The sequence below is a fragment of the Limnoglobus sp. genome (genome assembly GCF_059499385.1).
Genome location: NZ_JCABYM010000115.1, coordinates 1 through 25,494, shown reverse-complemented (window position 1 = coordinate 25,494; position 25,494 = coordinate 1). Strand labels below are relative to the sequence as shown.

22 protein-coding genes are annotated in these 25,494 nt (G+C 69.6%); 8 read left to right on the top strand and 14 right to left on the bottom strand.

The genetic code is table 11. From position 1 onward, the window contains the following. The 3 genes from AC5JJ2_RS21240 to AC5JJ2_RS21230 form a co-directional block, all read right to left on the bottom strand. Positions 1 to 800, bottom strand: an 800-nt coding sequence (locus AC5JJ2_RS21240) for an ABC transporter ATP-binding protein (protein ID WP_495860038.1), incomplete at its 3' end; no start/stop codon positions are given. A gap of 89 nt (positions 801 to 889) precedes the next feature. Continuing rightward, positions 890 to 2,119: an HlyD family secretion protein gene (locus AC5JJ2_RS21235; protein WP_495860037.1), complete on the bottom strand. Its 1,230-nt coding sequence runs from the start codon at positions 2,117 to 2,119 to the stop codon at positions 890 to 892. 3 nt (positions 2,120 to 2,122) lie between these two features. Further along, positions 2,123 to 2,710, bottom strand: coding sequence for a TetR/AcrR family transcriptional regulator (locus AC5JJ2_RS21230; protein WP_495860036.1), 588 nt, complete (start codon positions 2,708 to 2,710; stop codon positions 2,123 to 2,125). 352 nt (positions 2,711 to 3,062) lie between these two features. Between AC5JJ2_RS21230 and AC5JJ2_RS21225 the strand changes: the two genes are divergently transcribed. Then, positions 3,063 to 4,331 carry a Gfo/Idh/MocA family protein gene (locus AC5JJ2_RS21225; protein WP_495860035.1) on the top strand — a complete coding sequence of 423 codons (1,269 nt, stop codon included), beginning with the start codon at positions 3,063 to 3,065 and terminating at the stop codon, positions 4,329 to 4,331. Between the two features lie 15 nt (positions 4,332 to 4,346). Here the strand turns inward: AC5JJ2_RS21225 and recQ are convergent, their stop codons facing one another. Continuing rightward, positions 4,347 to 6,554, bottom strand: coding sequence for a DNA helicase RecQ (gene recQ / locus AC5JJ2_RS21220; RefSeq protein WP_495860034.1), 2,208 nt, complete (start codon positions 6,552 to 6,554; stop codon positions 4,347 to 4,349). Between the two features lie 161 nt (positions 6,555 to 6,715). Between recQ and AC5JJ2_RS21215 the strand changes: the two genes are divergently transcribed. From AC5JJ2_RS21215 to AC5JJ2_RS21205, 3 genes are read left to right on the top strand one after another with little or no spacing between them, the layout of a single operon-like run. Continuing rightward, positions 6,716 to 10,015 carry a cation-translocating P-type ATPase family protein gene (locus tag AC5JJ2_RS21215; protein ID WP_495860033.1) on the top strand — a complete coding sequence of 1,100 codons (3,300 nt, stop codon included), beginning with the start codon at positions 6,716 to 6,718 and terminating at the stop codon, positions 10,013 to 10,015. Beyond that, entirely contained in the window at positions 10,012 to 10,947 is a 936-nt protein-coding gene (gene hflC, locus AC5JJ2_RS21210; RefSeq protein ID WP_495860032.1) for a protease modulator HflC, read from the top strand. The genes AC5JJ2_RS21215 and hflC overlap by 4 nt, the downstream gene beginning before the upstream one ends. Next, complete coding sequence (locus AC5JJ2_RS21205) at positions 10,944 to 11,864, top strand: SPFH domain-containing protein (protein WP_495860031.1); 921 nt, start codon at positions 10,944 to 10,946, stop codon at positions 11,862 to 11,864. The genes hflC and AC5JJ2_RS21205 overlap by 4 nt, the downstream gene beginning before the upstream one ends. Positions 11,865 to 12,006: 142 nt before the next feature. On the opposite strand, the gene AC5JJ2_RS21200 is transcribed toward AC5JJ2_RS21205, so the two are convergent. The 6 genes from AC5JJ2_RS21200 to AC5JJ2_RS21175 all read right to left on the bottom strand — a co-directional run bounded on the left by AC5JJ2_RS21200 (position 12,007) and on the right by AC5JJ2_RS21175 (position 17,344). Next, a complete protein-coding gene (locus tag AC5JJ2_RS21200) occupies positions 12,007 to 12,993 on the bottom strand; it encodes a PepSY domain-containing protein (protein ID WP_495860030.1) in 987 nt (328 codons plus the stop codon). Further along, positions 12,994 to 14,004: a DUF1559 domain-containing protein gene (locus AC5JJ2_RS21195; protein WP_495860029.1), complete on the bottom strand. Its 1,011-nt coding sequence runs from the start codon at positions 14,002 to 14,004 to the stop codon at positions 12,994 to 12,996. It abuts the gene before it with no gap. A gap of 185 nt (positions 14,005 to 14,189) precedes the next feature. Beyond that, positions 14,190 to 15,173 (bottom strand): Kelch repeat-containing protein, encoded by a 984-nt coding sequence (locus AC5JJ2_RS21190; protein ID WP_495860028.1) that lies wholly within the window; start codon positions 15,171 to 15,173, stop codon positions 14,190 to 14,192. Positions 15,174 to 15,329: 156 nt separating this feature from the next. Next, positions 15,330 to 15,995, bottom strand: a complete 666-nt coding sequence (locus AC5JJ2_RS21185) for a DUF4198 domain-containing protein (protein WP_495860027.1) — start codon at positions 15,993 to 15,995, stop codon at positions 15,330 to 15,332. Positions 15,996 to 16,092: 97 nt separating this feature from the next. Beyond that, on the bottom strand, positions 16,093 to 16,362 hold the full coding sequence (locus tag AC5JJ2_RS21180; RefSeq protein WP_495860026.1) for a hypothetical protein: 270 nt from the start codon (positions 16,360 to 16,362) through the stop codon (positions 16,093 to 16,095). Between the two features lie 58 nt (positions 16,363 to 16,420). After that, entirely contained in the window at positions 16,421 to 17,344 is a 924-nt protein-coding gene (locus AC5JJ2_RS21175) for a DUF1559 domain-containing protein (RefSeq protein WP_495860025.1), read from the bottom strand. Positions 17,345 to 17,609: 265 nt separating this feature from the next. Here AC5JJ2_RS21175 and hemP point away from each other — a divergent pair, with 265 nt between their 5' ends. Beyond that, entirely contained in the window at positions 17,610 to 17,786 is a 177-nt protein-coding gene (gene hemP, locus AC5JJ2_RS21170) for a hemin uptake protein HemP (RefSeq protein ID WP_495860024.1), read from the top strand. A gap of 8 nt (positions 17,787 to 17,794) precedes the next feature. On the opposite strand, the gene AC5JJ2_RS21165 is transcribed toward hemP, so the two are convergent. Then, positions 17,795 to 19,066 carry an MFS transporter gene (locus AC5JJ2_RS21165; protein ID WP_495860023.1) on the bottom strand — a complete coding sequence of 424 codons (1,272 nt, stop codon included), beginning with the start codon at positions 19,064 to 19,066 and terminating at the stop codon, positions 17,795 to 17,797. Positions 19,067 to 19,123: 57 nt separating this feature from the next. On the opposite strand from AC5JJ2_RS21165, the gene AC5JJ2_RS21160 reads away from it, so the two are divergent. The 3 genes from AC5JJ2_RS21160 to AC5JJ2_RS21150 all read left to right on the top strand — a co-directional run bounded on the left by AC5JJ2_RS21160 (position 19,124) and on the right by AC5JJ2_RS21150 (position 20,709). Beyond that, a complete protein-coding gene (locus AC5JJ2_RS21160) occupies positions 19,124 to 19,831 on the top strand; it encodes a hypothetical protein (RefSeq protein ID WP_495860022.1) in 708 nt (235 codons plus the stop codon). Positions 19,832 to 20,021: 190 nt separating this feature from the next. Then, a complete protein-coding gene (gene rpmA / locus AC5JJ2_RS21155; RefSeq protein WP_495860021.1) occupies positions 20,022 to 20,291 on the top strand; it encodes a 50S ribosomal protein L27 in 270 nt (89 codons plus the stop codon). 121 nt (positions 20,292 to 20,412) lie between these two features. Beyond that, positions 20,413 to 20,709, top strand: coding sequence for a hypothetical protein (locus tag AC5JJ2_RS21150; protein WP_495860020.1), 297 nt, complete (start codon positions 20,413 to 20,415; stop codon positions 20,707 to 20,709). 156 nt (positions 20,710 to 20,865) lie between these two features. On the opposite strand, the gene glgA is transcribed toward AC5JJ2_RS21150, so the two are convergent. Genes glgA through AC5JJ2_RS21135 form a run of 3 tightly spaced genes read right to left on the bottom strand, consistent with a single transcriptional unit; the run spans position 20,866 to position 25,307 of the window. Beyond that, a complete protein-coding gene (glgA, locus tag AC5JJ2_RS21145; protein WP_495860019.1) occupies positions 20,866 to 22,371 on the bottom strand; it encodes a glycogen synthase GlgA in 1,506 nt (501 codons plus the stop codon). Positions 22,372 to 22,403: 32 nt separating this feature from the next. Further along, on the bottom strand, positions 22,404 to 24,800 hold the full coding sequence (locus tag AC5JJ2_RS21140) for a tetratricopeptide repeat protein (protein WP_495860018.1): 2,397 nt from the start codon (positions 24,798 to 24,800) through the stop codon (positions 22,404 to 22,406). A gap of 36 nt (positions 24,801 to 24,836) precedes the next feature. Continuing rightward, entirely contained in the window at positions 24,837 to 25,307 is a 471-nt protein-coding gene (locus AC5JJ2_RS21135; protein WP_495860017.1) for a GNAT family N-acetyltransferase, read from the bottom strand. Positions 25,308 to 25,494 lie beyond the last annotated feature (187 nt).

The window sequence follows — 25,494 nt, the reverse complement described above, 5'->3', positions numbered from 1 at the left end:
CAAGGAAGGATCGATTCTCGGTCCGGGGCGCTCTCAACCCCCTCACCCCGGCCCTCTCCCCCGCAAAGCCGGGGGAGAGGGGATAAGAGTGTCGAGTTGGCCCGCGCGAGCGTCGGGATCGGGTTGCCGCCTACCAACCGGCCCTTCTCCAGTTGCACGATCCGCTGCGCCCGCTCGGCCGCGTGCGGGTCGTGCGTCACCATCAGGATCGTCTTCCCCAACTCGCTCCGCAACAACTCTAACAGGCTCAGCGCGTCGTTCGCCGACTTCGCGTCGAGCGCCCCGGTCGGCTCGTCGCACACGACGATCGTGGGGTCCGTCACGATGGCCCGCGCGATGCCGACCCGCTGGCACTGGCCGCCGGAGAGTTGCCCCGGCCGGTGCGTCATCCGGTCGCCGAGGCCGACGAGGTTCAGCGCGTTCTCGACCTGCTTCTGCCGCTGCGACTTGCTCAACTGCAACAAGAGCAACGGCAGCTCGACGTTCTCGTAGGCCGTGAGCACGGGCAGGAGGTTGTAGAACTGGAACACGAACCCGACGTTCCGCGTCCGCCACCGGGCGAGTTCGCTCTCGGACTTGGCGGAGATGAGCTGGTCGCCGACGCGGATCGTACCCTCGGTCGGCGAGTCCAGCCCGGCAATGAGGTTGAGCAGCGTAGTCTTCCCGGACCCGGACGGCCCCATGAGCGCGAGGAACTCCCCCTCCTCCACGTCGAGGTTGAGGTCCATCAGCACGTCGATCTTCTCTTCGCCCCGCGTGAACGACTTGTACAGGTCGCGGACTTCGACAATCGCGGCCATGAAAACTCCTCGGGTGGAACCCGGAGCGGAAGTGACGGGGTGTTGATCCCTCACCCCGTCGCTTCCGCTCCGGGTTCTACAATCGGTGACTAATTCTTCTTCTCTTCGTCCGCCAAAAACGAGACGACCGCGCCCATCTCGGGCTTCAGGTACGTGCCCGGTACTTCGCCGGCCGGAAGGGTGACTTTCGCCCGGACGTTGACGATGCTCTTCGCCCGGTTCGCGATCGGCATGATGCGGTCGAGCCGGCCCTCGTAGGCGCGGTCGGAGTAGGCGTCGGCCTTGATCCGGCACCGCTGGCCGACCTTGATCTTGCGGATGTCCCGCTCCGGGATTTCGAGATCGACTTCCAGGTCCGCGAGGTTCGCGATGTCGCACACGCTGCCGGACGATGCGGAGAACGCGAGCGGGTTGACGAGGTTGCCGAGTTCGGCCTTCTTGGACAGAACCGTGCCGTCGATCGGGGCGCGGATGGTGCAGTTCTCCAGCCGCCACTGGGCCTGCGTCAGCCGGGCCTGCGCCGCCTTCACCTCGGCCTCCGCCCCCTTGACCTCGGCCTCGGCCGCGGCCTTCTGCTCCTGCCGCGGGCCTTCCTTCAGGATCGCGAGCGTCGCCGTCAGCCGGCGGACGCGGGCGTCGTTGGCCTGCAAGTCGAACTTCGCCCGCTTGTACTCCTGCTCGGCGGCGGACGTGCCGAGCCGCTCGAACCGGGCCACGTCGTCGGCCATCCGCGCCCGCTGGGCCTCGGCTTCCTTCAACTCCTCTTCGACTTGAACGATCTCGACCTTGCGGACCGACTCCGGCAGCAGCCCGGCGAGCCGTTGCTCCGCGGCGGCGAGCCGCTGCTGGGCGGCGGCCAACGACGCCTTCGTCTCGGCGAACTGGCCCTGGTAGCTCACGTCCTCGATCCGGGCGAGCACGTCCCCCTTGTTGAACAGCTTCCCCTCGACGACGTTCAGCTCGATGATCCGGCCGGCCACCTCGATCGGGCTGACGGCGATCTGCTGGGCGGGCACGAGGTAGCCTTTCACTTCGAGTTGGATGGTCCCGGCCGCGGCGGTCGGCGTGGTCGTGCCGGCCGTCGCGGCGGACGACGCCTGTTGCGGCCCGGCCGCGACCGGGCCGGCCTCCGGCTGCGGCGCGCGGTACGACCGGATGCCGACGCCGGCCCACGCCGCGGCCATGACGAGGCACAGGATCCACGGCAGCCAGCCCGCCCGGCTGCCGCGGCCGCCGCGGTCCGCGCCGAGCTGGTTGTTGAGGCGGAGTTGCTGAACCCGGTTGACGAGTTCGCCGTTGCGGGTCGTTGGTTCGGCCATGGGTCAATCTCCTCCGGCGAACAGCGGGGCGAGAAGTTTCGTGAGCGTCGTCATCATCTTCTTTCGGTCGAACGCGGTCGGGTCCACGGCGATCTGCCCGCCGATGCCGATCAAGAGGGCCATCATGATCGACGCCGCGATGTCCGGCGGGACCGGCGGCTTCTTGACACTCATCGCGTAATCCTTACCGACATCCGCCCGCCACTGCTGGTTCAGCTTCGCGATCTTTTTCCGCACGTGCGGCTGGTAGCTCATCTGCGCGTGGAACGTGTGGATGAGGCTGAGGAACGCCAGGCTGTCCGGCCCCGGCGGCCGCATGGCGTCCGCCAGCGCGTGGCGGACGCAGTCCCACGCCTTGCCGGTCATCGGCTTCGGCCCGCCGCCGGACAGCTTCTCCGCGATCATCCGCTCGACCATCCGGTCCAGCACGGCCAGCAGGATGGCGTCCTTCGTGCGGAAGTAATACGTCAGGTGGCCCCGCGTCATTTTGACGCGCTTCTCGATATTCCCGAGCGACAGCTTGTGGATGCCCTGCGTGGCGATGATGTCGATGGCCGCCTCGATCACCTGCTCGCGCCGCTTCTCGGCCACGCCCGACTTGGAGAGGGGTTTCCCGTTCGGTGACGGCTTTGCCGGCGGTTTCGCGGTTCGTTCGGGCATAAATCGGTGCTTCTAGTCCGACCGGACTATCCGGCACGATTGATCCTAGTCCGACCGGTCTAACGGCGTCAACGGCATTTCGGCAAATTGGGTAGAATCTCACGGCTTCTTCCCGGTAGGGCACGTCTCACGTACCCCGGACCGGCCGCCGCGGTTTCACGAACCCGTGAGTTGTGGAACCCTGAGCGGAAGCGACGGGGTGGGGGCGCTCCACCCCGTCGCTTCCGCTCAGGGTTCCACAAGAAGAAGCTACCCGACGGGCTGTTGCCGCTAGATTAGCCCGATGAGCACCCCCCACCGCGTCCGGGCCGGGATGGTCGGCCTCGGCATGATCTTCGACGAGACGTACCGCCCGTTCTTCGAGGCCGCCCACCGCGACGGCCTGTACCGCCGGGACTTCGGGCTGGTCGAGGTCGAACTCGCGGCCGTCGCCACCCGCACCGGGGCGCGGGCCGCGAAGTACCTGCCGCACGCCCCGAAGCCGTTCGCGAACCTGACCGGCCCGGACGCGGCCGAGCAGTTGGCGAAGGCGGACGTGGACGTGGTGTGCGTGGCGACGCCGGACGACCGGCACTTCGCACCGGCGAAGGCGGCACTGGCCGCGGGAAAGCACGTCCTGATCGAGAAGCCGGCCGTCCTGTCCCTCGCCGAGTTGGACGAACTGCAGGCGCTCGCCGAGAAGAACGGCGTGCTGGCGAAGGTCGTGTACCACAAGTTGCTGGACCCGGACCACAAGAAGCTGCGCACGCACGTCGTCGAGGGGAACCTGAAGCACGTCAACAACGGGTACTGCTCGTTGCTCGAACCGAAGTCGATCTCGACGGGCCAGTTCGCCGAGTGGCTGACCGGCCGCAACCCCGGCACGTACGTGGCGTGCCACTACACGAAGCTGATCGACTTCACGTTCGGCCCGGCGTGGAAGCTGACGCGGATCACCGCGACCGGGCAGCGCGGCCTCGTCGGCCCGGCGGGCGGCAACACCTGGGACTCGACGCAACTCCAGGTAACGTACACCCACCCGGACGGCCGCGAGGCGAGCTTCGACATCCACACGAGCTGGGTGACGCCGGACAACTTCCCCGGCTACGTCGATCAGGAGGTACAGTTCCGGTTCGATAACGGCGTCTGGATCGCGCACCAGCGGAAGCGGGGCGTGGAGCTGACCGTCGAGGACCGCTCGCCCGGCGAGTTCAAGTACACGCCGAACTACCACTACAACGGCACGTTCGTCGAGCCGTGGGGCGAGCGGTCGCAGCGGGGGTACGGCGTCGAGGTCATCCGCCGGTTCTTCGAGGAGGTCGCGGCCGTCGAGTTCGGCGGGCCGAAGGCCGAGCGGGACGTGCGGTTGAAGGCGGCGCGGGGGCTGAGCTACAACGACCTGTCGGCCGACCGGAACTGCGTGGCGATCGTGCAGGCGCTGGAGGCGATCCTCGCCGAGCACGCGGCCGGGAAGCCGGGGTGCGTCGTGACGGTGAACGGGCCGCCCGGCGGGCTGGTGCTCACCCGCTCCGGCGAGCGGGAGCCGCGGGTGCTGTACGGCCCCGGCGTGTAGCCGCGGCCGACCGGGTCAAGCCCGGTCGCTCGCCCGCGATTCCAGGAACGCGAACACGACGCGGATCGCGTCGTAGCTCACCTCCTCGTTCAGCGCCACGAACACCGGCTTCAGTCGCGCCATCCCGTGCTGCTCGGCCGCGGCCGCCACCCGCTCGCACACGTCCTCGGGGACCCACGGGAAGATCGACGCCGGCCGCTCGGCGCGGACGAAGTCCGCCAGGTGGTCGCAGACCGTGCCCCGCGACAGCTTCGTCTGGTGCATCGCGTCCTCGACGGAACAGCCGTCGCGGAACAGCGAGAACGACAGCTGCTTCGCCGCCGAAATCCGCGTCGGGTCCCGCGGCGGGGCGGCGGCCGCGTCCCGCTCCCGCGGCGGCGGCAGGTCCGTCGGCAGCCCCATCGCCCCAGCGTACTCCACGATCGCGGCCAGGAACGGCTGTCCGAACTCGCGGAGCTTCACGTCGCCGACGCCGGAGACCAGCCGCATCCGCTCCGGCGTCGTCGGCCGGCAGCGGGCCAGTTCCGCCAGCACCGTGTCCGCGAACACCTGGTACGGCGGCACGCCCAGCCGGGCCGCGTGCTGCCGCCGGAGCTGCCGGAGCAGCTCGAACAGTTCCGGGTCGCTGCCGGCCGGGAGCGTCGCCTTCTCCGGCTTCCCCGCGGCCGGCTTCGCCCGCTGGATCAGCTTCACTTGCCGCTTCCCGTTCATGACGGCCCACGACCCGGCGTTCAGCTTCAGCACCGGGTACTCGCCCTCGGACTGCGCCAACACGTCCTGGCCGATCAGTTGGAAGACGTAGTCGCGAATCTCCGGCTTTCCCATCGCCTTGAGCAGCCCGTGCGTGCTGAGCTTGTCGTGCCCGCGGGACCGGACGGCGTCCGTGTCCGCGCCGCGGAGCACGTCGATGACGTGGTTGACGCCGAAGCCCTCGTTCACGCGGGCCACGCACGACAGAATCTTCTGTGCCACCACGGTGGCGTCCGGCACGTCTTCCGTGTCGCCCAGGCAGATGTCGCACGCCCCGCAGTTCGGGGTCTCGTAGGGCTGGCCGAAGTGGTTCACGAGCGCCTTGTGCCGGCAGACCGCGCCGCCGGCGTACCGCGCCATCTGGTCGAGCTGCCCCTTCGCCGCCTGGACGTACTGCGGGTCGGCGTTCGCCTCGGCCGCGGACTTCTCCATGATCCGCCGCAGCGCCACCACGTCCGCCAGCGAGAACAGCAGCACGCACTCGCTCGGCAGCCCGTCCCGGCCGGCGCGGCCCGTTTCCTGCTGGTAGTGCTCGATCGTCTTCGGCACGCTGGCGTGGACGACGAACCGGACGTTCGACCGGTCGATCCCCATGCCGAATGCGATCGTCGCGACGACGATGTCCGCTTCTTCGCTCGCGAACAGGTCGTGGCTCCGTTTCCGGTCCTCCGCGGACATCCCGGCGTGGTACGGCACGGCCCGGTACTTCGCCCGCGCCAGGGCCGCCGCGAGCGTGTCCACGTCGTTCCGCCGCAGGCAGTAGACGATGCCGGCCTCGTTTTTGTGCCGGTCGAGCACCTCGCGGACCTGCGCGAGCACGTCCACCTGCGGCAACACCCGGTACGTCAGGTTCGGCCGGTCGAAGTTCCCGACGAAGACTTCCGGCGTCTTCAGGTTGAGCTGCGCGATGATGTCCCGGCGGACCTGCTCGGTCGCGGTGGCGGTGTAGGCGTGGACGGTCGTGCCGGGGAAGAACTCGCGGAGCCGGGCGAGCATCCGGTACTCCGGGCGGAAGTCGTGGCCCCAGTGCGAAATGCAGTGCGCCTCGTCGATGGCGACGGCGTGCGCCCCCGCGTCGCGGAGCAGCTGGTACGTGCTCGTGTTCACCAGCCGCTCGGGGGAAACGAACACGAGCTTCGCCTGCTTCCCACGGATCGCGTTCACCGCCTCGGTCCACGCGGCCGGCGTGAGCGTGCTGTCGAGCCGCACGGCCGCGACGCCGTTGCGGGCTAGCCCGTCCACCTGGTCCTTCATGAGCGCGATGAGCGGGGACACGACGACGGTGAGGCCGTCGCGGACGAGCGCCGGGGCCTGGTAGCAGAGCGACTTCCCGCCGCCGGTGGGCATGACGACGAGCGAGTCCCGGCCGGCGAGGGCGGCGCGGATGGCCTCGGCCTGGAGCGGGCGGAGCGTGCGAAATCCCCAGTGCTTCGCGACGGCGGCGAGTACCGCGGGCGGCAGGTCGGCGGGCATGGCGAACCCCAGGATGAACGTCTGGCCAGTTTACCGGATCGGCCGGCCGGCCGCCCCGGAAATCACGAAAACATCACACCCCGGCCCGGCGGGGGTCCGCCGCGGGTGAATAGGATAACCCGGCCGGACCACGACCCCCGCCCGCCCCGCCTCGGCCGCGTATGCACCGCGAATTCGACCCCGCCGACCAGCCGTTCGAGCGCCGCTCGAACGCCGCCCTGTACGCGCTCACCGCGGTCGTCCTCTCGCTGCTCCTCTTGGACGTGTGGCCGCCGCTCGCGGGGTGGCTCTCGTCCGCCTTCGGCCTCGACCTGCCGACGCTCGCCTCACGGGAGTTGTACGGCTACCGGTACGCCCTGCTCGCGGCCGTCCTCGGCGGGGCGCGGGTTCTCTACACGTCTCTCGAAGGCGCGGCCGACGGGAGGGTCGGCGCGGACCTCGCCGTCGCCGTCGCGTGCATCGCCGCCATCCTGATCGGCGAGCCGCTCGTGGCCGCGGAGGTCGTCGTCATCGGCCTCGTCGGCGAGTGCCTCGAAGCGATCACGTTCGACCGCACGCAGCGCGTCTTGAGAAAGCTCGTCGAGCTGTTCCCGGACCGGACGTGGGTGCTGCGGGACGGGCAGGAGGTCCGCGTCTTCGCGGCGGACCTGCAAGTCGGCGACCGCGTCGTCGTGAAGCCCGGTGGCAAGATTCCCGTTGACGGGGTGGTGACCGACGGCCGCTCGACGCTCGACACGTCAGCGCTCACGGGCGAAAGTCTGCCGCGGGAGGTCGGCCCCGGCGACGCGGTGCTGGCGGGCGGCGTGAACCAGCACGGCGCGCTCACGATTGATGCGCGGAAGGTGGCGAAGCAGACGGTCGCCGGGCAGGTGATCGAGTTGACCGGGCAGGCCCTGAAGGAGAAGGCCCCGCTAGAGCGGTACGCGGACCGGCTCGCCCGGCGGTTCCTCCCAATCGTCCTCGGCCTCGCGCTCGTCACGTTCGGGATCAACGTCCTGTTCCAACTGAGCGGCCGCACGCCGGACCGGCCGGTGTCGGTGTCGGCCGCGTCGCGGGTGGCCCTCTACCCGACGCTCGCGGTGCTGGTCGTGGCGTGCCCGTGCGCGTTGGTGCTGGCCACGCCCGCGGCCGTGATCGCGGCCGTCGGCCGCCTCGCCGGGACCGGCGTGCTGCTCAAGGGCGGGGCGGCGCTCGAGCGATTGGCGGGCGTGACGGCCATCGCGTTCGACAAGACCGGCACGCTGACCGAGGGCAAACTCGCGGTCGGCGACGTGATCCCGCTCGGCTCGACTTCACCCGACGAGTTGTTGCGGATCGCGGCGAGCGCGGAGCAGCGGAGCGAACACCCCCTCGCGAAGGCAATCCTTCACGCGGCGAACGAGCGCGGCCTCGCGCTGGAATCGGTCGCGGAGTTCCAGGCCGTCCCCGGCTCCGGCGTATCCGCGAAGATCGGCGGCGCGACGGTGCTGGTCGGGACGCGGCGGCTCCTGACGGAACAAGGCGTCGCGGTCCCGCCGAATCTGGACGACGTTCAAAATCGCCTCGATTCCACGGGGCAAACGACGCTCCTCGTCGTCCGCAACGGCGAGTTGCTCGGCGCGATCGGCGCGCGAGACACGCTCCGGCCGGAGGCCGTCGGCGTGCTGTCCGAACTCGCCGACAGCGGGCTGTCACTTTCGCTCCTGACCGGCGACCGCGCGGCCGCCGCGAACAGCGTCGCGAAGGACCTGCCGTTCGCGGCCGTGCATTCGGAACTGCTCCCGGCGCAGAAGACGGAGCACCTGCCGCCGGCCGCCGCGTTCGTCGGCGACGGCATCAACGACGCCCCGGCCCTCGCGAAGGCGGCCGTCGGCATCGCCGTCGGCACGGGAACGGACATCGCCGCCGAGGCCGGCGACATCGTGTTGATGGGCGAGCCGCTCCGCCCGCTGCCGCTGCTCGTCCGCCTCAGCCGCGAGACGGTGAAGGTGATCCGCCAGAACATCGTCTGGTTCGGGTTCGGCGTCAACCTCGTCGGCATCCTCCTCGCCGGGCTCCTGTGGCCGCTGTTCGCGACCTCGCCGGACGTGTACGAGCAGGCCCCGCTCGTCGGCGCGATCTACCACCAACTCGGCTCGCTGCTCGTCCTACTGAACTCGATGCGGCTGCTCGCGTTCGAGCGGACCGCGACGAACCCTACGCTCGTCGGCGTCCGCGATTCGTACCGGGCGTTCGACCGGTGGCTGAACACCGTCCACGCCGACGACCTGCTCCACGCCGTCGAACACCGGTGGAAGGCGGTCACTGTCATCGCGGTGTCAGTTGCGATCTTCGCCTGGATTCTCAGCGGTTTGACGCAGGTGAACGCGAACGAGGTCGGCGTGGTGCAACGGTTCGGCTCGCCGCGGGAAGACCTGTCGCCGGGGCTGCACGTCCGCTGGCCGTGGCCGGTCGAGGCGGTCACGAAGCTGCGGCCGGCCGAGGTCCGCACGGTCGAGATCGGCTTCCGCCGCGTCGGGCAGGACCGGCAGCAACAACTGCAACTCGCGAAGGCCGAACAGCAGAAACTCCGCACGCCCGGCGGGCTGCCCGGCATCACCGACCGCGACCTGACGTGGGCGAGCGGCCACACGGAGGAGGTCGCCCGGCTCACCGACGAGTCGCTGATGGTCACCGGCGACGGCAACCTGATCGAACTCCTCGCGACCGTCCGGTACACCGTCGCCGACCCGCGGACGTTCCTCTTCGGCAGCCGCGACCCGGACGCCGTCATCCGCTCCCAGGCCGAGGCCGTGTTCCGCGAACTCACCGCCGGGGACGCGTTCCTCGACTTACTGACAACCCGCCGTCAGTCGTTCGAGCGGACCGCGTTCGACCGGCTGGTTCAGCGGTTGAAGGAAACGACCGGCGACCAGCTCGGCGTGAAACTCGACGGGCTGACGCTGCACGACCTGCACCCGCCGCAGGAGGTCGTCGCGTCGTACCATGCCGTCGCGGAGGCGATCCAGAAGCGGGACCGATTCGTCAACGAGGCCGAGGCCGAGGCGACGCGGCAGAAGCGGCGGGCCGAGGAAGAGGCGACGCGAATGGTTCGCCAGGCCGAGGCGGAGGCGGCGAAGAAGCGGGCCGACGCGACGGCCGACCGCGACGCCTTCCTCGCGTGGCACAAGGCCCGCACGACGATGTCCGCGGCCGAGGAGGAGGCGATGGCGAAGGAGCTGGAGGCCCGCGTGAAGGGCGGGGCCGACCGCGCGCACGTCGCCGCCGAGCTGAACCAGCGGCGGGCCGAAATCCTCGCCGCCCGGCGGGCGCTCACGGAGTTCCGCCTCGGCCTCGCGGCCGTGTCCGGCGTCCTGACCGGCCGCGACAAGATTCTGCTCGACGCCGCCGACATCCCCGGCAAGCGGCACCTGTTGCTCGCCGACCCGGACGGGTTCAAGATTCCCCCCGCCCTGCTCCGCCCGCCGGAGAAGGACCCATGAAGAAGCTCCGCTGGTTGATCCCGCTGGTGCTCGTCGTCTGGCTCCGCACGGCGTTCTACGCGGTGGACGTGACGGAGTACGCCTACGTCACGCGGTTCGGCGAGCCGGTCGCCACGCTCGACGGCGGCACGGCCGCCGGGCTGCACTTGAAGCTGCCGTGGCCGGTCGATTCCGTGCTGCGGATCGACCGCCGGTTGCAGGCGTTCGACCTCCCCGCCGTCGAGTCGCTGACCCGCGACGTGACGACGAAGACGGTGGACAAGACGCTGGCCGTGGACGCGTTCGTGACGTGGCGGATTCCGAGTGCCGAGGCCGCGGACAAGTTCCTCCGTACCGTCGGCACGCCGGAGCAGGCGAAGCGGATTCTGACGCCGCGGGTCAACGGCAAGCTCGCGGCCGTCATCAGCACGATGCCGCTCGACGAACTGGTCGCCGTCGCGGACCCGGCGAAGGTGGACGATCGCACGGCGAAGCTGCGGGCAAAGCTCCTCGGCGACGACCTGAAAGAGAAGGTCCAGTCCGAGTACGGCATCGAAGTCGTGGACCTACGGCTGCGGCGGTTCAGCTACCCGGAGGCGGTGCGGGCGAGCATCGCCGAGCGCATCCGTAGCGAGCGCGCCCGCAAGGTCGCCGACTACGAGAGCGAGGGCCGCAAGCGGGCGGCCGACATCGCGAGCGCCGCCGAGAAGGAGGCCCGCACGACCGAGGCGGAGGCGCGGGCGCGGAAGCAGACGATTGAGGGCCAAGCCGACGTGGACGCCGACCGCATCCGCAACGAGGCCCACGCGACCGACCCGAAGTTCTACGAGTTCCTCCAGAAGCTGAAGGCGTACCAGACGCTGCTCAGCGAGACGCGGGACGTGCTGCTGCTGTCCAGCAAGCACCCGCTGTTCGACCTGCTGTTGACCCCGCCGGGGGTGGAGAAGAAGTGACCCGCCTCCGCTACGTCCTGCCCCTCGCGCTCCTGGCGTACCTCGCGACGGGGATCGCGCAGGTGCGGCCGGAGGAGCGGGGCGTCGTGCGGCGGTTCGGCCGCGTCGTCGCCCGGCCGGGGCCGGGGCTGTGGGTCGGGTGGCCGTGGGGCATCGACCGCGTGGACCGCGTCGCCGTCCGCACCGTCCGGCAGCTCGCCGTAGGGTACGCCCCGGACGACGACGCCGGCGGCCAGTTCCTCACCGGCGACCAGAACCTCGTCAACGCCCGGCTCGTCGTCGAGTTCGCCGTGGACGAGACCGATTCGGGACTCGACGACTACTTGTCGAACCGCGATCAGGTCGATCTCGTGCTCGGCCGCGAGGTCGAGGCGCTCGCCGCGGAGTGGCTCGGCGGCACGGGCGTGGACGATGCACTCTTGACCGGCCGGGCGGAGTTGCCGCGGTGGGCGCTCGACCGGCTGACCCCGCGACTCCAACCGCACCGACTCGGCGTCGTCGTGCAGCGCGTCAGCGTCGAGCACCTGTCGGCCCCGGCCGAGGTGCGGGACGCGTTCGAGCAGGTGAACCGCGCCCAGACGATGATGAGCACACGGGAGAACCAGGCGCAACAGGACGCGGCGGCGCGATTGCGGGACGCGGCCGCGACGAAGTTCCGGTTCGAGCAACAGGCGGAGGCGTACACGAAGGAGCGCGAGAGTTTGGCGAAGGCCGACGCGGACGCCTTCCGCAAGCGGCTGGAGCAGTACCGCCGGCTGAAGGCGACGAACCCGGCGGTCCTCGACGCGATCTGGTGGGACGAAATGGGCCGCGTACTCCTCGGGATGAAGAACCGCGGCCGGATCGACATCCTCGACCACCACCTCGGCAAGGACGGCCTCGACGTGACGCAATTCCTCCCGCCGAAGAAGAAGTAAGGCGGATCAAGGCTCTGCGCCGACCCGCCGACGCCGCGGCGGTTCTTCGTAGGGCGGGTCAAGGCTTTGCGCCGACCCGCCGGGGTTACTGTCACCGACGGCGGGTCGGCGCAGAGCCTTGACCCGCCCTACAAAACACCACTCACCCCGCCATCGCCGCATGCATTGCGAAGCCGAGGGCGGTCGCCGCGATCGCGCTCAGCACGAGGATGACGAGGCCGAGCTTCCGCGTGGCCTTGAGTTGCCACCACATGAGCAGGCCGGACACGCCCCAGAAGCACATCACGAAGGCCATCACGTCCACTATCACGGCCCAGAACCACCGGGCGTTCGGCTCGCCGGGGTAGCCGTGCGCGGTGTGCAACCGCAATAGGAACCGCCGCCAGCCGAGTTCGGTTTCCGGCTTCGCGTCCGCCGCCGTGCCGCCGACCGCGCCGGTCATCGGGTTGTACGTCGCCGTCCACGTCCGGCCGTCCGCCAGCACCGGGAACTGCACGTCCGGCACGCTCGTCACCGTCACGTCGCCGGCCGGGAACCCGGTCCGCTCCAGGATCGTCGGCACGCTCGCCTTGATCTTCTCGTGGAGCGGGTCGTCGAGTTTGACGCCGTCGGCCGGCGGGCGGGCCGTCGGTTGTCGCCCGCGGCCGCCGGGGGACTCGGCCCGGCCGAGCGCGAACGGCGGCCTTTCCGGCTCCGCCCGGTCCCGCGTCGGCTGGCTGCGGACCGTGCCGCCGCCGGCCTTCACGTCCACGAGCACGCTCACCGTCTGCCCGTCGGCCTTCACCGTGGCGAACGCGAACTCGCGGACGAATTTCGCCTCCCCGGCCAGCGCGTACGGCGTCGCCGGCTTCTGCTTCTCGTTCAGCACCGCCACCACCTGCTCCGCCAGTTGCTGCGCCGTCGGCCGCTGTTCGAGCGGCGTGCCGGCCAGCGCGTCCGCCGAGAACGTCGTCGTCGGGGCGTCCGAGAACGCGGACGGGTGGTTGAACAGGAACGCGGTGACGCCGTACAGCACGGCCCACGGGAACAGGAACAGCCCCAGGTACAGGTGGCCGCGGCGGACGGCGTGCATCAGTCGCTTGCCCCGCGGGCGGGCGAGCGGCTGCGGGTCAACAACGGGCAGGCCCATCTAGTAATCTCCGAGGACTTCGCCGCCGGACCGGGTGCCGAGCGAGCGCCACGTCGCCAGGTCTAACGTATCGCGGACGAACCGGACGCTGCCGTCCATGAGGGCGACGTTCACCCCGCCGGTGTGGAAGCTGCGGGCGGTGATCGCGGCGTAGCAGACGTTCGTGGCGTGCGACCCCTCCCGCTGGTTGTTGAAGTCCGCGTGCTGGTACGTCGTGCCGTTCTTGACCACGACGACGTTCGTGTTCGGCGGCAGCACGGTCGTGAACCCGGTCTGGTGGGCGCGGGCGTCCACCCACTCCGTGTGGCCGCTGTCCACGTTGAACGCGTCCCCGCCGCTCGCCTCGACGAGCGCCTTTACGTCCGCCGCCGTCGCCGGCGGGACGGTCATCCCGGCGGCCGCGTTGTTGTTCCGCTGGTACGGCGTGTTCGACTTCACCTCGGCGATGCCGAGCGTGTTGCTCAGCCCGTCCGTCATGTCGGCCGGGCGGAACTGGCGGTTCACCCCGAACGCGCCGTCGCCGGTGGCCAGCGTCGCCGGGTTGAACACCATCCACGTCCCGAAGTTGCACCCGTAGTTGAGCGAGTAGTGCTCGGGCGTGCCGGTCGCGTCGAGCCGCTGGCGGGGGTTCACCTCACTCGGGCAGATGAACGTGTTGACGCGGACGCTCGCCCCCGGCTTGTTCGCCGCGTTGTTGTACGGCAGGTTGTAGTTGAACAGCCGCTGGAGGTTCTCCTGCTCCAGGTGCGGGAGGAACCGGGCGAGGTAGGAGTACGAGGTGGAGGACGCCGGGTTCGCGTACTGGCCGCCGGCCGGGTACTTGCCTTCCGCGGCCTCGACGTTGTGCAGCGCGAGCGTCAGCTGCTTCAGGTTGTTCGCGCACTTGATCCGGGCGGCGGCCTCCCGGACCTTCTGGACGGCGGGCAGCAAGAGGCCGATCAGGATCGCGATGATCGCGATCACGACCAGCAGCTCGATCAGCGTGAAGCCGCGCCGAGGCATCTTCTTCATCGAAGGAATCGCTCCTTTCAGGAGGTTGGAATCAGGTGGGTTCGACCCCTGGGACCGCGGGCGTCCCGCCCGCTTCGCTCCCCACCACGTAAGGCTGGTCCCCGAATCCGGGACGGTGGGCGGGCGGGACGCCCGCGGTCCCAGGAATGCCCACCTCCGGCCTCGAAGGCCCCCTTGTCCGGCCCTTACTTCGCCGTCACCTTCTCGCCCCGCTCGGCGAGTGTCAGCACCTCGACCTCCGCGACGTTGCCGCCCTTCGCCGCGCCGCCGACGAGCAGCGCGCTCGCGCCGTGCGGCAACAGCCGGGCGACCATCCGCTTCGTCTTCGACTCGCCGACCTTCTCCCACGCGTCGCCGGAATGGGTCAGCCGGAACGTAACGCCTTCCGACGTGTTGAGGATCAGCTTGCCGTTGACGGTCGTGGCCGCCGGGGAGAACCCGACGCGGCCGCCGGGGATGTCCGGGCCGGTGGACCACTTGCCGGTGGCGGTGTCGAGAACGTCCACGCGGTTCAGGGCCGCGGCCGCGGCGTCGAGGCCGCCGAGGACGTAGACCTTCGTGCCGATCACCGCCGCCGTTAGCGCCCGCCGTTGGAACGGCTGCTTCGTCGCCTTCCATTCCGGCGTCTTCGCGGTCAGGTCGAGCGTCAGCGCGGAATCGAGCCACTCGGCCTTCTCGCCCTTGCCTTTCTGCGTCCACCCGCCGACGACGACGAGCGCGTCCTTGACGACGACCACGTCGTGCGACGACCGGCCCTGCGGCAGCGGCGGGAGGGTCTCCCACTTCCCGACCTTCGGGTCGTACACGGCGGCGTCGGCGACCGAGTGGTTGTCGGCCGGCGTGCCGGGTTCGTTCCGCGGCTGCATCCCGCCGACGCGGTAGACCTTCCCGCCGTGCGTCGCGAGGTTCATCCCCTGGAGGATCGGCCCGCCGGGGAGGTCTTCCCAGTTCGTGCCGCCGTCGAGCTTCAGCCGGTGGAACGTGCCGAGGACGGTCTTGGTGTCGTAGCTGTGCGTCTTGCCGGCGTGTCCGCCGTAGACGTAGGCGTACCCGTCGCAGGCGATCGCGCCGAGGCTCGACGCGGCGGCCGGCAACGGCGGCAGCTGCTCGTCGGCGCGGCCGACGGCGGGAACGACGAGCAGGAGCAGGAAGGCGAAACGATTCCGCATGATGACCCCCTTGTGAAAATCGAAAACCGTATTCACCGCAGAGGGCACATGAGGGCACGAGAGAAAAACCAAGAAGAGTTCCAAAGAATGGTTTTGAACGCTCTTCTCTCTTCTTTTTTCCTCATGTGCCCTCTGCGGTGAAAATGTTTGTCTCGGTTACTTCACGTCCACCACGAGCGTCGCGTAGTGGCGGACTTCCTCGTACTTCTTGCCGTCGTGCTCGCCGGCCGTCGGGTCCGTGTGCCGCGCCCAGACGGCGTACCGGCCGGCCCCGGCCACCGGCTCCGTCTTGCCGTCCTTGTCCGTCTTCAGCTTCGACTTGTCGCCGTTCGGCAGCAGCAGGCTCACCTCCGCGTCGGCGACCGGCTTGCCGGCCGCGTGGACGTGGAACGCCGTCTTGCCGCCGGCCGTCACCGGCACGACCTCCAGCGCCGCCTTCGCGCCGACGGTCGCCGCCTTCGCGTCGCACTCGCCGAGGATCGCCTTCGGGTGGTAGACGAGCAGCGCCGGCTTCGTGTTCGGCCGCGACAGCAGGCCGTAGGTGACGGTCCCGTACACGACCTTCGTGCCGGCCGGGACGGTCGCCGCGAGCGCGTGCTTGTCGGTTTTGTGTTCGACCGGCACGTCCTTGCCGTCGGCGGCGCGGGCGGTCAGTTTCAGGGCCGCGACCTTCTCGATCGCAACGTTCTCGTCCGGGTCGAGGCTGTCGCTGAACACGACTTGCACGGTCGTGCCGTCCTTCGCCGGGACGACGTACACGAAGTGGGCCGCGGCGGCCGTGGCCAGCGCGGCGGCGAGCAGGGCCGCGAGCAGGTAACGCATGGTGGAATCTCCTGAGTGAAAGTTCGTGTGCCGGGCGGGGCGGTGGTCACCCCGCCCGGCGGGCACGGCGGCGCGAGTGGCCGCCGCCGTGGGTCGGTTACTTCGCGGCGGCCAATTCCTTTTTCCGGCCCGGCTGGACCGTCTTCCGGTAGAACTCGTCCCACGCCTTCTCGGCCTGGAACTTCGGCTCGCCGACCTTGAGCCGCTCGAACGTCTCGGCCTGGTACTTCTTGTCCGCGGGCATCGACTGCCACTCGGCGACCGTCAGCGGTTGCTCCGCCGGGGCCGTCGTCGCCGGCCCGCCGCTTCCGCCGCAACCGGCGAGCGCGAGCAGGCCGAGCAACCCGAATAGGGAAAACTTGTTCATATGCGGGTCCTTACTTGGTCGGTTTGACACCGGCGGACGGCCCTGGGACCAGACCCCCTTACTCGTTAGTGACGACTTCGCCGCCCGCCCGCGTGGACAGCGCCTGGTACACGTTCACCGTCCCCTCGACGCGGTTGACGCTCTCGCGGGTGAACCGGACGGACCCGTCGCCGAACAGGAAGTTGCCGCCGCCGACGTGCTCGCTGCGGAACCCGCCGTAGGGCGTCGTCGTGTGGTCGTGCTTGTTGAACGGGTGGAACGTCGTGCCCCACGCGTACCCGATGTACCCGTAGGCCCACACGCCGCCGTACATCGTGGACGGCACGCCCGTCGGCTTGAAGTCCGTCTCGCCGGCCAGGAACGTGTTCGACGTGCCGTCCGTCACGGCCAGGATGTTCACCTGCCGGTTCGCGGCGATGTCCCGCTTCTGCGGCGGGACGATGCCGTCGAAGTTCGCCTCGCCGGTCGTCGGCGGGTACGGGTGGAGCGTCGCGTCCTGCGACCCGGCGCTGAACAGGTAGCTGCAGTACGCCCGGTTCTCGGCCCCGCCCAGCGGCCCGGTCGGCGGCGTCATCGACGGGCACACGTAGGTCGGGATGAGCATCTGCTGCAGCGTCGCGTTCGTGTACCCGTCGCCGTCGGTATCGACGGTGCTGTTCCGCGGCTGCTTCGGGTCCCACCGCTTCGCGACCGCGTCCTGCTCCAGGTACGGCAGCACGAGGATGAACCCGGTCACCCACGTCGAGGCCGTCTCGGTCGGCTGCTTGTCGATCGTGCCGTAGGGGAACTTGTTGTTCGCGTCGTGGAAGCCGTGGGTCGCCAAGCCGAGCTGCTTGAGGTTGTTGGTGCATTTCGTCCGGGCGGCGGCCTCGCGGACCTTCTGGACGGCCGGGAGCAACAGGCCAATCAGGATGGCGATGATGGCGATGACGACGAGGAGTTCGATGAGCGTAAACGCTCGGCGGGCGCGTGACGTGCGCATGAGCACCTCCGAAGGAAACGTGGGTCACGGGTGTGAGCCGCGTTGCGACGGAAGGTGAGCGGGGGGCGAATCCCGCGGTCCCGAGCGGTGGCGGAGCGAGCTCGTCTTGTTGCGACAAAATCTCAACAAGACGCCTTTACTCTAGACGGTCTCGGAATAGAGTCAATAACGCGGCCCGGAAATTCGCCGTGTTTTCGTGCGAATTCCTCGGCCGGCCGGCGGAACCTCTGAATTTCTCGATATTTCGTCTCAACACGAGGCGGCGATGAGCGACGAAAAAATCCCCGATTCGCGTCCGGATGTCGAGGAGTCGAACCCGTTAGCGCCGGTCGTTCAGGCGAAGGAACTGTTCGGCGAGGGCCGCGAGGTGGTGATCGAGCACGACGGCGAGCGGTACAAGCTCCGCATCACCCGCCGGGGGAAGTTGATTTTGCAGAAGTGACGGCCCGCCTACTTCTGGTGCGGGAACGGTTTCAACAGCACCAGCGCGACCAGGCCGAGCATCGTGACGCCCACGCCGGCGAACATGAGCAGCAGCACGTCCGGCACGGGGTAGGACCGCGCGAGCACCCCGGCCGTCAGGTGGCCGGGCAGGGAGCTGGCGCTGAGCATCATCGCCCACAGGGCCATGACCCGGCCGCGGACGGCGTTCGGCACGCTCGTCTGGAGCGTCGATTGCCCGGTGGACAGGTACAGGACCATGCCGAACCCGAGGAACACGCACGCGAGCATCCCTAGCGGCAGCACGTTCACGAGTAGCAGGATCAGCAGCCCGACCCACCCGGCGGCCGCGCCGAGCAGCAGGAACCGGCCGCGGCGGTGGACCGAGCCGAACGTCGCCGTCGCGAGCGCGCCGACGAGCGCCCCGCCGCCGAACGCGCTGAGCAGCAGGCTGTACGAGCCTTCCGCCTTGCCGAGGACGAGTTTCGTGTACGCGGGGAAGAGCGTCAGCACCGGCCACGCGAACACGCAGAACCCGCCGGTGAGGAGCACGAGTGCCGCCAGCCCGCGGTGCGCCGCGAGGTAGCGGAACCCGGCCCAGAACGACCCGCGGGCGGCGTGCTTGTCGTGCGTCGGCAGCGCGTCCATCCGCGACAACGCGACCAGTACGGCGAGGTAACTGATCGTGTTCGCGGCGAGGCACATCGCCGCCCCGAGCCGCGTCGCCTCCGCGTTCGTGAAGGACTTCGCGAGCAGGAAGAAGAGGCCCGCGATCGCGGGGCCGGTGGCGCGGGCCGAGTTGAAGAGGAGCGAGTTCAGCCCGACGGCGTTCACCACGTCCTCGGTCGGCACGAGGTCCGTCACGACCGCGAGCCGGGCCGGGAGGTCGATTCCCTGAATCAATCCGCTCGTGAACTGCATCGCGAGCAGCAGTGTCGGCGTGACGAAGTCCGACGCGACGAGGACGGTGAGGGCCAGCGCGTTCAGCATGAACGCGGCCTGCGTCGCGAGGATGACGGCCCGCTTCGGGAACCGGTCGGCGACGGCCCCACCGAACGGCCCGAGGAGGAGCGTCGGGCCGACCTGCGCGACCATCAGGTACGCCGGCCAGCCGGGGTCGCCGGTCAGGTCGTAGGCGAGCCACATGACGGCCGTGGTCTGTACCCACGACCCGATGAACGAGACGAGCTGGCCGAAGAAGTAGAGCCGGTAGTTCGGGTGGCGGAGGGACCGGAACGTGCGGGCCTTCAGGGCGCGGCCGAGGCGGCGGGCGGGACTCACGGGCGGCGGTTCGGGAAGCATACGCACCGATTATACCGGCGGGCCTATCATGACCTCATGCGAACCGCCGTGCTGCTGCTCCTGCTCGCGACCCCCGCCGCCGCGAACGAGAAGCCGATCGCGTACCCCGTGCCGTCGGACTTCACGTCTCCGAACCGCGAGTACGTCTTCGTCCTCGTTCCGCCGAAGTCGGACGACCCGAACCGCAAGGAGAATTCCCACCACGCGATGCTCCGGCAGAAGTACGCGGCGAGCGGCCTCTACCGGGCGGACGATTCGACGAAGCCGCTGTGGGCGGTCGATTGGTTCGACTACGAGGCGTTCCCGGCGGACGACGGCGTCCATCTCGTGCGGTTCCACGGCGAGAACGCGCAGTGGCGGCACTACGCCGGCCGGAAGCTGCCGGACGACGCGGTGGCGGAACAACTCGCGGCCCCGGCCGTCAGCCTTTACGCGAACGGGAAGCTGCTCCGGACGTACTCCGTGCGGGAGCTGGTCGCCCGGCCGGACGACCTGCCGCACACGATGCGGTACATCCTGTGGAGCGCCGGCGGCGTGTTCTCGCAGGACGGCACGCAGTTCGTGCTGATGACGCAGGACGCCCGGCAGGTGTTCTTCGACCTGGCCACGGGGAAGATCGCGGAGAGCCGCGACGCCGGGCTGGGCAACGCGAAGGTGTGGGTGATGCGCGTCTCGCTCGCGCTGGTCGGCGTGGCGATCGTCGCGGTGATGGGGCTGTACGTGTACCACCTTCGGAAGAAGTGACCGACTTCCGAAGTCCGGCTTCGACTTCGGAAGTCGAGGCGGCGGAGGGGCGGTTGCAGATGCGGCGAAGGCGACTGGACGTTCGACTTCCGAAGTCGAAGCCGGACTTCGGAAGTCAGGGCTTTCCGCCCGCCCTCGCGTTCCCTAAGCTATCTAGCCTGAAACTCGGATTATCTCGGAGTCCTCGGTCATGGCACACAAGAAGGGTCAAGGCTCGGTCCGCAACGGCCGCGACTCGAACGCGAAGCGGCGGGGCATCAAGAAGTACGCCGGCGAGAGCGTGACGACCGGCAGCATCCTCGTCGTCCAGTGCGGCACGAAGTGGCACCCCGGCGCGAACGTCAAGCGCGCCCGCAACGACTACCTGTTCGCCCTGTGCGACGGGACCGTCTACTTCAGCAACGACAGCCGCAAGGTGAACGTCAAGCCGCTGGAAGAAGCCCCGGCCGCGAAGGCGTAAGGCGAAGTGAAAAATCTTGAAAGCCCAGGGTCGGCCGACCCTGGGCTTTCGGCGTTTACACCTCAAGTTATTGACACGCCCCTTCCGTCACCGGTAGGTTAACGTCACCCGAGGGCTGCTCATGACGATTACCTTGTCCGACGAAGTCCGCACCATCGCCGAGTCGAAGGCGAAGGCCGCCGGGTTCGCCGACGTTGCGGAATTCGTGGAGCATGCCATCGAAACCTACGACGACCCACTCCCCGACCCGCCGGCCGGGACGAGCTACGTCGTGAACTCGATGGACGAGTTGGAACAGAAGCTTGACGCCGCCCTGGAAGACACCGCGCCGTCGGTCCCGATGACGCCGGAGTTTTGGAATAAGTTGTTGAAACTGGTGGAGGAACGGGCTGCCGAACGGCGGAGGACGGTTGGGTAGTTGGGTAGGGCGGGTCAAGGCTTTGCGCCGACCCGCCGTCGGTCCCAGCCACCCCCGGCGGGTCGGCGCAAAGCCTTGACCCGCCCTACAAGACCCGCCGTCGGTCCCAGCCACCCCCGGCGGGTCGGCGCAAAGCCTTGACCCGCCCTACAAGAGTCACCGCCCCAGCACCCTCAAGTACAGCTTCTCGTACTCGGCGGCGCTGCGGTCCCACGACCAGTCCTGCTTCATCGCGTGCCGGACCACCTGCCGGAAGTCCTTCGGCCGGTCGCGGTACAGCGTCACCGCCCACTTGATCGTCTGGTACAGCGCGTTCGCCGTGTACTCCCCGAAGCTGAACCCGGTCGCGTGGCCGCCGGCCAGCGACTCGTGCGTCGCCCCGACCACGCTGTCGGCCAGGCCGCCGGTCTGCCGGACTACCGGCGGCGTGCCGTACTTCATCGAGTAGAGCTGGTTCAGCCCGCTCGGCTCGTACCGGCTCGGCATCAGAAACAGGTCCGCCCCGCCCTCGACCAGGTGCGCCAGCGCCTCGCTGTACCCCAGGTACACGCCGACCTGGTCCGGGTGCTTCTGCTTGAACTGCTGCAGCTCGTTGTGGTACTCCGGATCGCCTTCCCCCAGAAACACCATCTGGCAGCCGAGGTCCAGGAAGCCGGGGGCGGCGCTCAGAATCAGGTCGATCCCCTTCTGGCTGACCAGCCGCGCGACCACGCCGAGCAGCGGCTTCTTCGGCTCGACCGGCAGTTTGTACTGCCGCTGCAACTCCGCCTTCAACTCCGGCTTCACGTCGAACACCGTGTCCGCGTCGTAGTGCTTCGGCAGGTACGGGTCGGTCGCCGGGTTCCAGGCGTCGTAATCGACGCCGTTCATGATGCCGAACAGCTTCATCCGGCTCGTCCGCAACAGCGCCTCCAGGCCGCAGCCGTACTCGGCCGTCTGGATTTCGCGGGAGTACGTCGGGCTGACGGTGTTAATCACGTCCGCGAAGACGATGCCCGCCTTCAGGAAGTTGAAGTGCCCGTGGAACTCGAGCTGCGCGTGGTTGAACAGCCAGCCGGGCAGCGCGGTCAGCTTCATCACGTCCGGGCCGTACATGCCCTGGTACGCGATGTTGTGGATGGTGAAGATGCTCCGCGTGTGCTCGTACTGCGGCCGGGTGCGGAACACCTCGTTCAGGTAGACCGGCACGAGGCCCGTCTGCCAGTCGTTGGCGTGGATCACGTCCGGGACGAACGCCATCGAGTGCGCCGCCTCCACGACGGCCCGACTGAAGAACACGAACCGCTCGGCGTTGTCCGGGTAGTCGGCCTTGTACCCGCCGGGCATGTTCTGCTGGTACAGCCCGCGGCCGGCGGCCGGGTCGTCGCGGTCGAAGTACTCCGGCTGGTCGATGAAGAAGATCGGCACGTCCGTCTTCGGGAGCTTCGCGCGGAACACGCGGCAGGCGAGCGTCCGCGTGCCGACGGGGACGGGGATGACGTGGCTGGTCCGCTCGACCGGAACCTTGCCGAGCCGGACGCACCGGTAGAACGGCATGACGACGGCGACCTGGTGCCCCCGCGCCGCCAGCGCCCGCGGCAGCGCGCCGGCCACGTCCGCCAGCCCGCCGGTCTTCGCGAACCCGACCACTTCCGAAGCCGCGATGAGAATCCGCAACGACACGGCGACGCCTCCGAAGGAACGCTCGGTGGCTGTTATCGTACCGGCGGCGGGTACTTTTGTCGCACCGCGGCGAACGCCGGGGCGCGGAGGAGCGGGCCGAGGTCCGGGTCCGCGTACCACCCGGCCGTGTTCAGCGGCTGGACGCGGTCGAACTCTTCGAGGACGCCGTCCGCGTCCCCCTCGGCGGCGCGGACGAGCACGACCAACAGCGAGGAGACGGGGACCTGCTCCGCCGCCTCGTCGAGGATCGCCCGCGCGTCGGCCGGCCGCTTCAGCCGGACGTAGGCGCGGATCAGCCGCTCGTCGGCCCGATACTTCTGCCGGGCGTCGCGGCCGGACTTGTCCCGGTACTCCTTGAAGAGCCGGGCCGCCTCGGCGTCGTTCTGCTTCAGGTACTGGGCCTCGCCCCGCCACGCGATCACTTCCAGGTCGTCCGGGAACGCCTTCGCGTGCAGGTCGCACAGCTCCGCGAGCTTGAACTCGTCCCGGTCCGTCAGCATCAGGTTGGCGAGGTGGTCGAACGTGTCCACGGCCGGCGGCAACTCGGCGTAGGCTTGCTTCCACTTGTCCTGCTTGAACAGGAAGAACGCGCGGAGGGCGCGGAACCGCTCGTACCCGGCCGGGTCCGGCCGCCCGTCCGGGCCGAGCAGCGGGTTCGGCGTCCGGGCCGTCCGCGTCGGCTTCGGCAGCTTCGCGTACCCCTTCGCCAACTCCGCGTCGGCCTTCGCCCAGTCGCCGTCGGCCGCGATCAGGAGCGCGTCGCCGAAGTTCAGGTACGGGTCGGCCGGGGCCTTCTCCCGGTGGGCGGCGAGCAGGGCCGTCAGGTTCGCCACCCGCTTCTTGTGGTCGAACGGCTTCGGGTTCACGAACAGCAGCATGTCCGCGAACGCCGGGACCAGCCGGGCGACGAGCGGCCCGCCGGCGTCGGCGGCCGCGAGGGCGGGGTAGTAGTCCGCCGGGGCCGTGGAGGAAAACGCCCGCCCGGTCAGCCATTCGATGACGCCCGGCCGGTCCGCGGCCGGCACGCCCTTGAGGAGGTCGCCCGCCGCCTTCGGCTGCCCCCTCGCGACCTTCGCCTGTACGGCCCACGGCAGCACGAGCGGGTCGCCCGGTTTCGCCCGCAGGTAGCCGGTACACAATGCGTCGAGCAGGCTGGGGGACTGCGGCTCGAACAGGGCGGCCGCATCCTGCACGAGCAGCGGGCTGCCGGTCTTCGCCATCAACTCGCCGACGGCCTCCCGCTCCTCCGCCGGCACGCGGCGGGCCAGCTCCATCATCAGCGTGCGGTCGCCGGGGAACGTGGTCAGCCCTTTCCGGAGGACCGGGATCGCGGCCTTCGGGTCGTCCGCCTCGGCGGCCGTCAGCTTCGCGTCCTCCAGGACGGCGAGCGGGTCGTCGCCGACCCAGTCGCGGAACGACTGCAGTTGCATCCGGGCGTCGGCCCGCTTCCCGGTCGCGGCGAACACGGCGGCCCGCGCGTGCATCAGGTACACGGCGTTCGGCGTCCGGGACGTGGCGTAGTCGAGGTACTCGCGGGCCAGCTTCGCGTTCCCCCGGACCGCCAGCGCCCGCGCCCGCGCCGCCCCCCGCGCCCCGTCCACGTACCGCACCAGCGGCACCGCGTCGAGCGGCTCGACCCACGCGGCGGCCGCCGTCGCGGCCGGGTCCGTCGCCGTCCCGGCGATCGCCAGCCACCGGACCGCGGCGAGGTAGTTCAGGAACGCCGGCCGGTCCGCCGACCAGCCGCCCGGCCCGCCCTGTTCCGGCAGGTAGTCCCGCACCGTCAGGAACCGCAGCCGGGTGTTCGCGTAGTCGAAGTCGTACACCCGCCACGGCCCGGCCGCGCGGGTCATCCACCACCGGAGGAACTCCACCGCCCGCCGGCCGGCCTGGTCCGTCGTCGTGTGCTTCGCGATGACCAGCGCCTCGAGCCGGTCCGGGGAGAACCCGACGCGGACGACCTCCGGCGTGCCCCGCGGCAGCGTCGGCGACCGGCGGGCGGCCATCTCTTCCAGGTCGAGTCGGATCGCGGCGGCGGCGGCGTTGATCGTTTGGAGGGTGGGCTGCTGTTGGCGGAGCTGGTAGAAGCCGAGCGGAACCTCCTCCTCGGCCATGCGGGTCGTGTCGAACAGCTGCGCCCAGTCCGCGGGGCGGCCGTACCCTTGCACGTTGCAGACGGACCGGATGACGGCGAGCAGGTTGCCGGCGTCCGCCGGGGTCGCGGCCGTCGGCACGGCGAAGTTCGTCACCTGCCGGTTCGCCAGGCCGACCGCCGGGACCGGCGCGGGGGCGGGGACGGCCCGGCCCCACATCCGGTTGTAGTCCGGCGGCCGCGGCTTGAACGCGACGTTCAGGACCAGCCCGACGACCGTGGACGAGCCGAGCATGACGGCGGCCAGGACCGCCCAGGCGACGAACCTCTTCCGCATCACGGCCTCCCCTTCCGGTTGACGCCCGCCGGACGCTCACATTTCGGCCAGTTTCGCCAGCGCGTCGCCGGCCGTGCGGTAGATGATCCACTCATCCTTCGCGACCGCCCCGAGCGACTGGTAAAACTTGATCGACGGCTCGTTCCAGTCTAACACGGCCCACTCCAGCCGGCCGCACTCGCGGTCGCGGGCCAGCCGCGCCAGCGCGACGAGCAGCGCCTTGCCGAGGCCCCGCCCCCGGTATTCGGGCCGGACGAACAAATCTTCGAGGTAAATCCCCGGCCGCGTCAGGAACGTGGAGTAGTTGTGAAAGAAGAGGGCGAACCCGGCCGCGTGCCCGTCGGCCTCGGCGATCAGCACCTCGGCGTAGGGCCGCGGGCCGAACAGGTGGTCGCGGAGCTTCGCCTCGTCGAGGACGACCTCGTGCGCCAGCTTCTCGTACTCGGCGAGGGCGCGGATGAGGGCGGCGATGGTCGGCACGTCGGCGGGCGTCGCGGGGCGGATCATGGCGGGGTCCGGAGCGGGGTGGATCGCGGATAGTGTATCGGCACGCCCGACTTCCGAAGTCCGGCTTCGACTTCGGAAGTCGAAGGGGGTAGACGGCGTATCTCGATTTCCGCGAACGCTCCTGCGCGGGATCGACTTCCGAAGTCCGGCTTCGACTTCGGAAGTCGAAGGGGGTAGACGGCGTATC

Bases quoted from the DNA above. Each gene is read 5' to 3' on its own strand.
- AC5JJ2_RS21235 (WP_495860037.1), bottom strand. From the start codon at position 2,119: ATGGCCGAACCAACGACCCGCAACGGCGAACTCGTCAACCGGGTTCAG.
- AC5JJ2_RS21225 (WP_495860035.1), top strand. From the start codon at position 3,063: ATGAGCACCCCCCACCGCGTCCGGGCCGGGATGGTCGGCCTCGGCATG.
- recQ (WP_495860034.1), bottom strand. From the start codon at position 6,554: ATGCCCGCCGACCTGCCGCCCGCGGTACTCGCCGCCGTCGCGAAGCAC.
- AC5JJ2_RS21215 (WP_495860033.1), top strand. From the start codon at position 6,716: ATGCACCGCGAATTCGACCCCGCCGACCAGCCGTTCGAGCGCCGCTCG.
- hflC (WP_495860032.1), top strand. From the start codon at position 10,012: ATGAAGAAGCTCCGCTGGTTGATCCCGCTGGTGCTCGTCGTCTGGCTC.
- AC5JJ2_RS21200 (WP_495860030.1), bottom strand. From the start codon at position 12,993: ATGGGCCTGCCCGTTGTTGACCCGCAGCCGCTCGCCCGCCCGCGGGGC.
- AC5JJ2_RS21195 (WP_495860029.1), bottom strand. From the start codon at position 14,004: ATGAAGAAGATGCCTCGGCGCGGCTTCACGCTGATCGAGCTGCTGGTC.
- AC5JJ2_RS21190 (WP_495860028.1), bottom strand. From the start codon at position 15,173: ATGCGGAATCGTTTCGCCTTCCTGCTCCTGCTCGTCGTTCCCGCCGTC.
- AC5JJ2_RS21185 (WP_495860027.1), bottom strand. From the start codon at position 15,995: ATGCGTTACCTGCTCGCGGCCCTGCTCGCCGCCGCGCTGGCCACGGCC.
- AC5JJ2_RS21180 (WP_495860026.1), bottom strand. From the start codon at position 16,362: ATGAACAAGTTTTCCCTATTCGGGTTGCTCGGCCTGCTCGCGCTCGCC.
- AC5JJ2_RS21175 (WP_495860025.1), bottom strand. From the start codon at position 17,344: ATGCGCACGTCACGCGCCCGCCGAGCGTTTACGCTCATCGAACTCCTC.
- hemP (WP_495860024.1), top strand. From the start codon at position 17,610: ATGAGCGACGAAAAAATCCCCGATTCGCGTCCGGATGTCGAGGAGTCG.
- AC5JJ2_RS21160 (WP_495860022.1), top strand. From the start codon at position 19,124: ATGCGAACCGCCGTGCTGCTGCTCCTGCTCGCGACCCCCGCCGCCGCG.
- rpmA (WP_495860021.1), top strand. From the start codon at position 20,022: ATGGCACACAAGAAGGGTCAAGGCTCGGTCCGCAACGGCCGCGACTCG.
- AC5JJ2_RS21150 (WP_495860020.1), top strand. From the start codon at position 20,413: ATGACGATTACCTTGTCCGACGAAGTCCGCACCATCGCCGAGTCGAAG.
- AC5JJ2_RS21140 (WP_495860018.1), bottom strand. From the start codon at position 24,800: ATGCGGAAGAGGTTCGTCGCCTGGGCGGTCCTGGCCGCCGTCATGCTC.
- AC5JJ2_RS21135 (WP_495860017.1), bottom strand. From the start codon at position 25,307: ATGATCCGCCCCGCGACGCCCGCCGACGTGCCGACCATCGCCGCCCTC.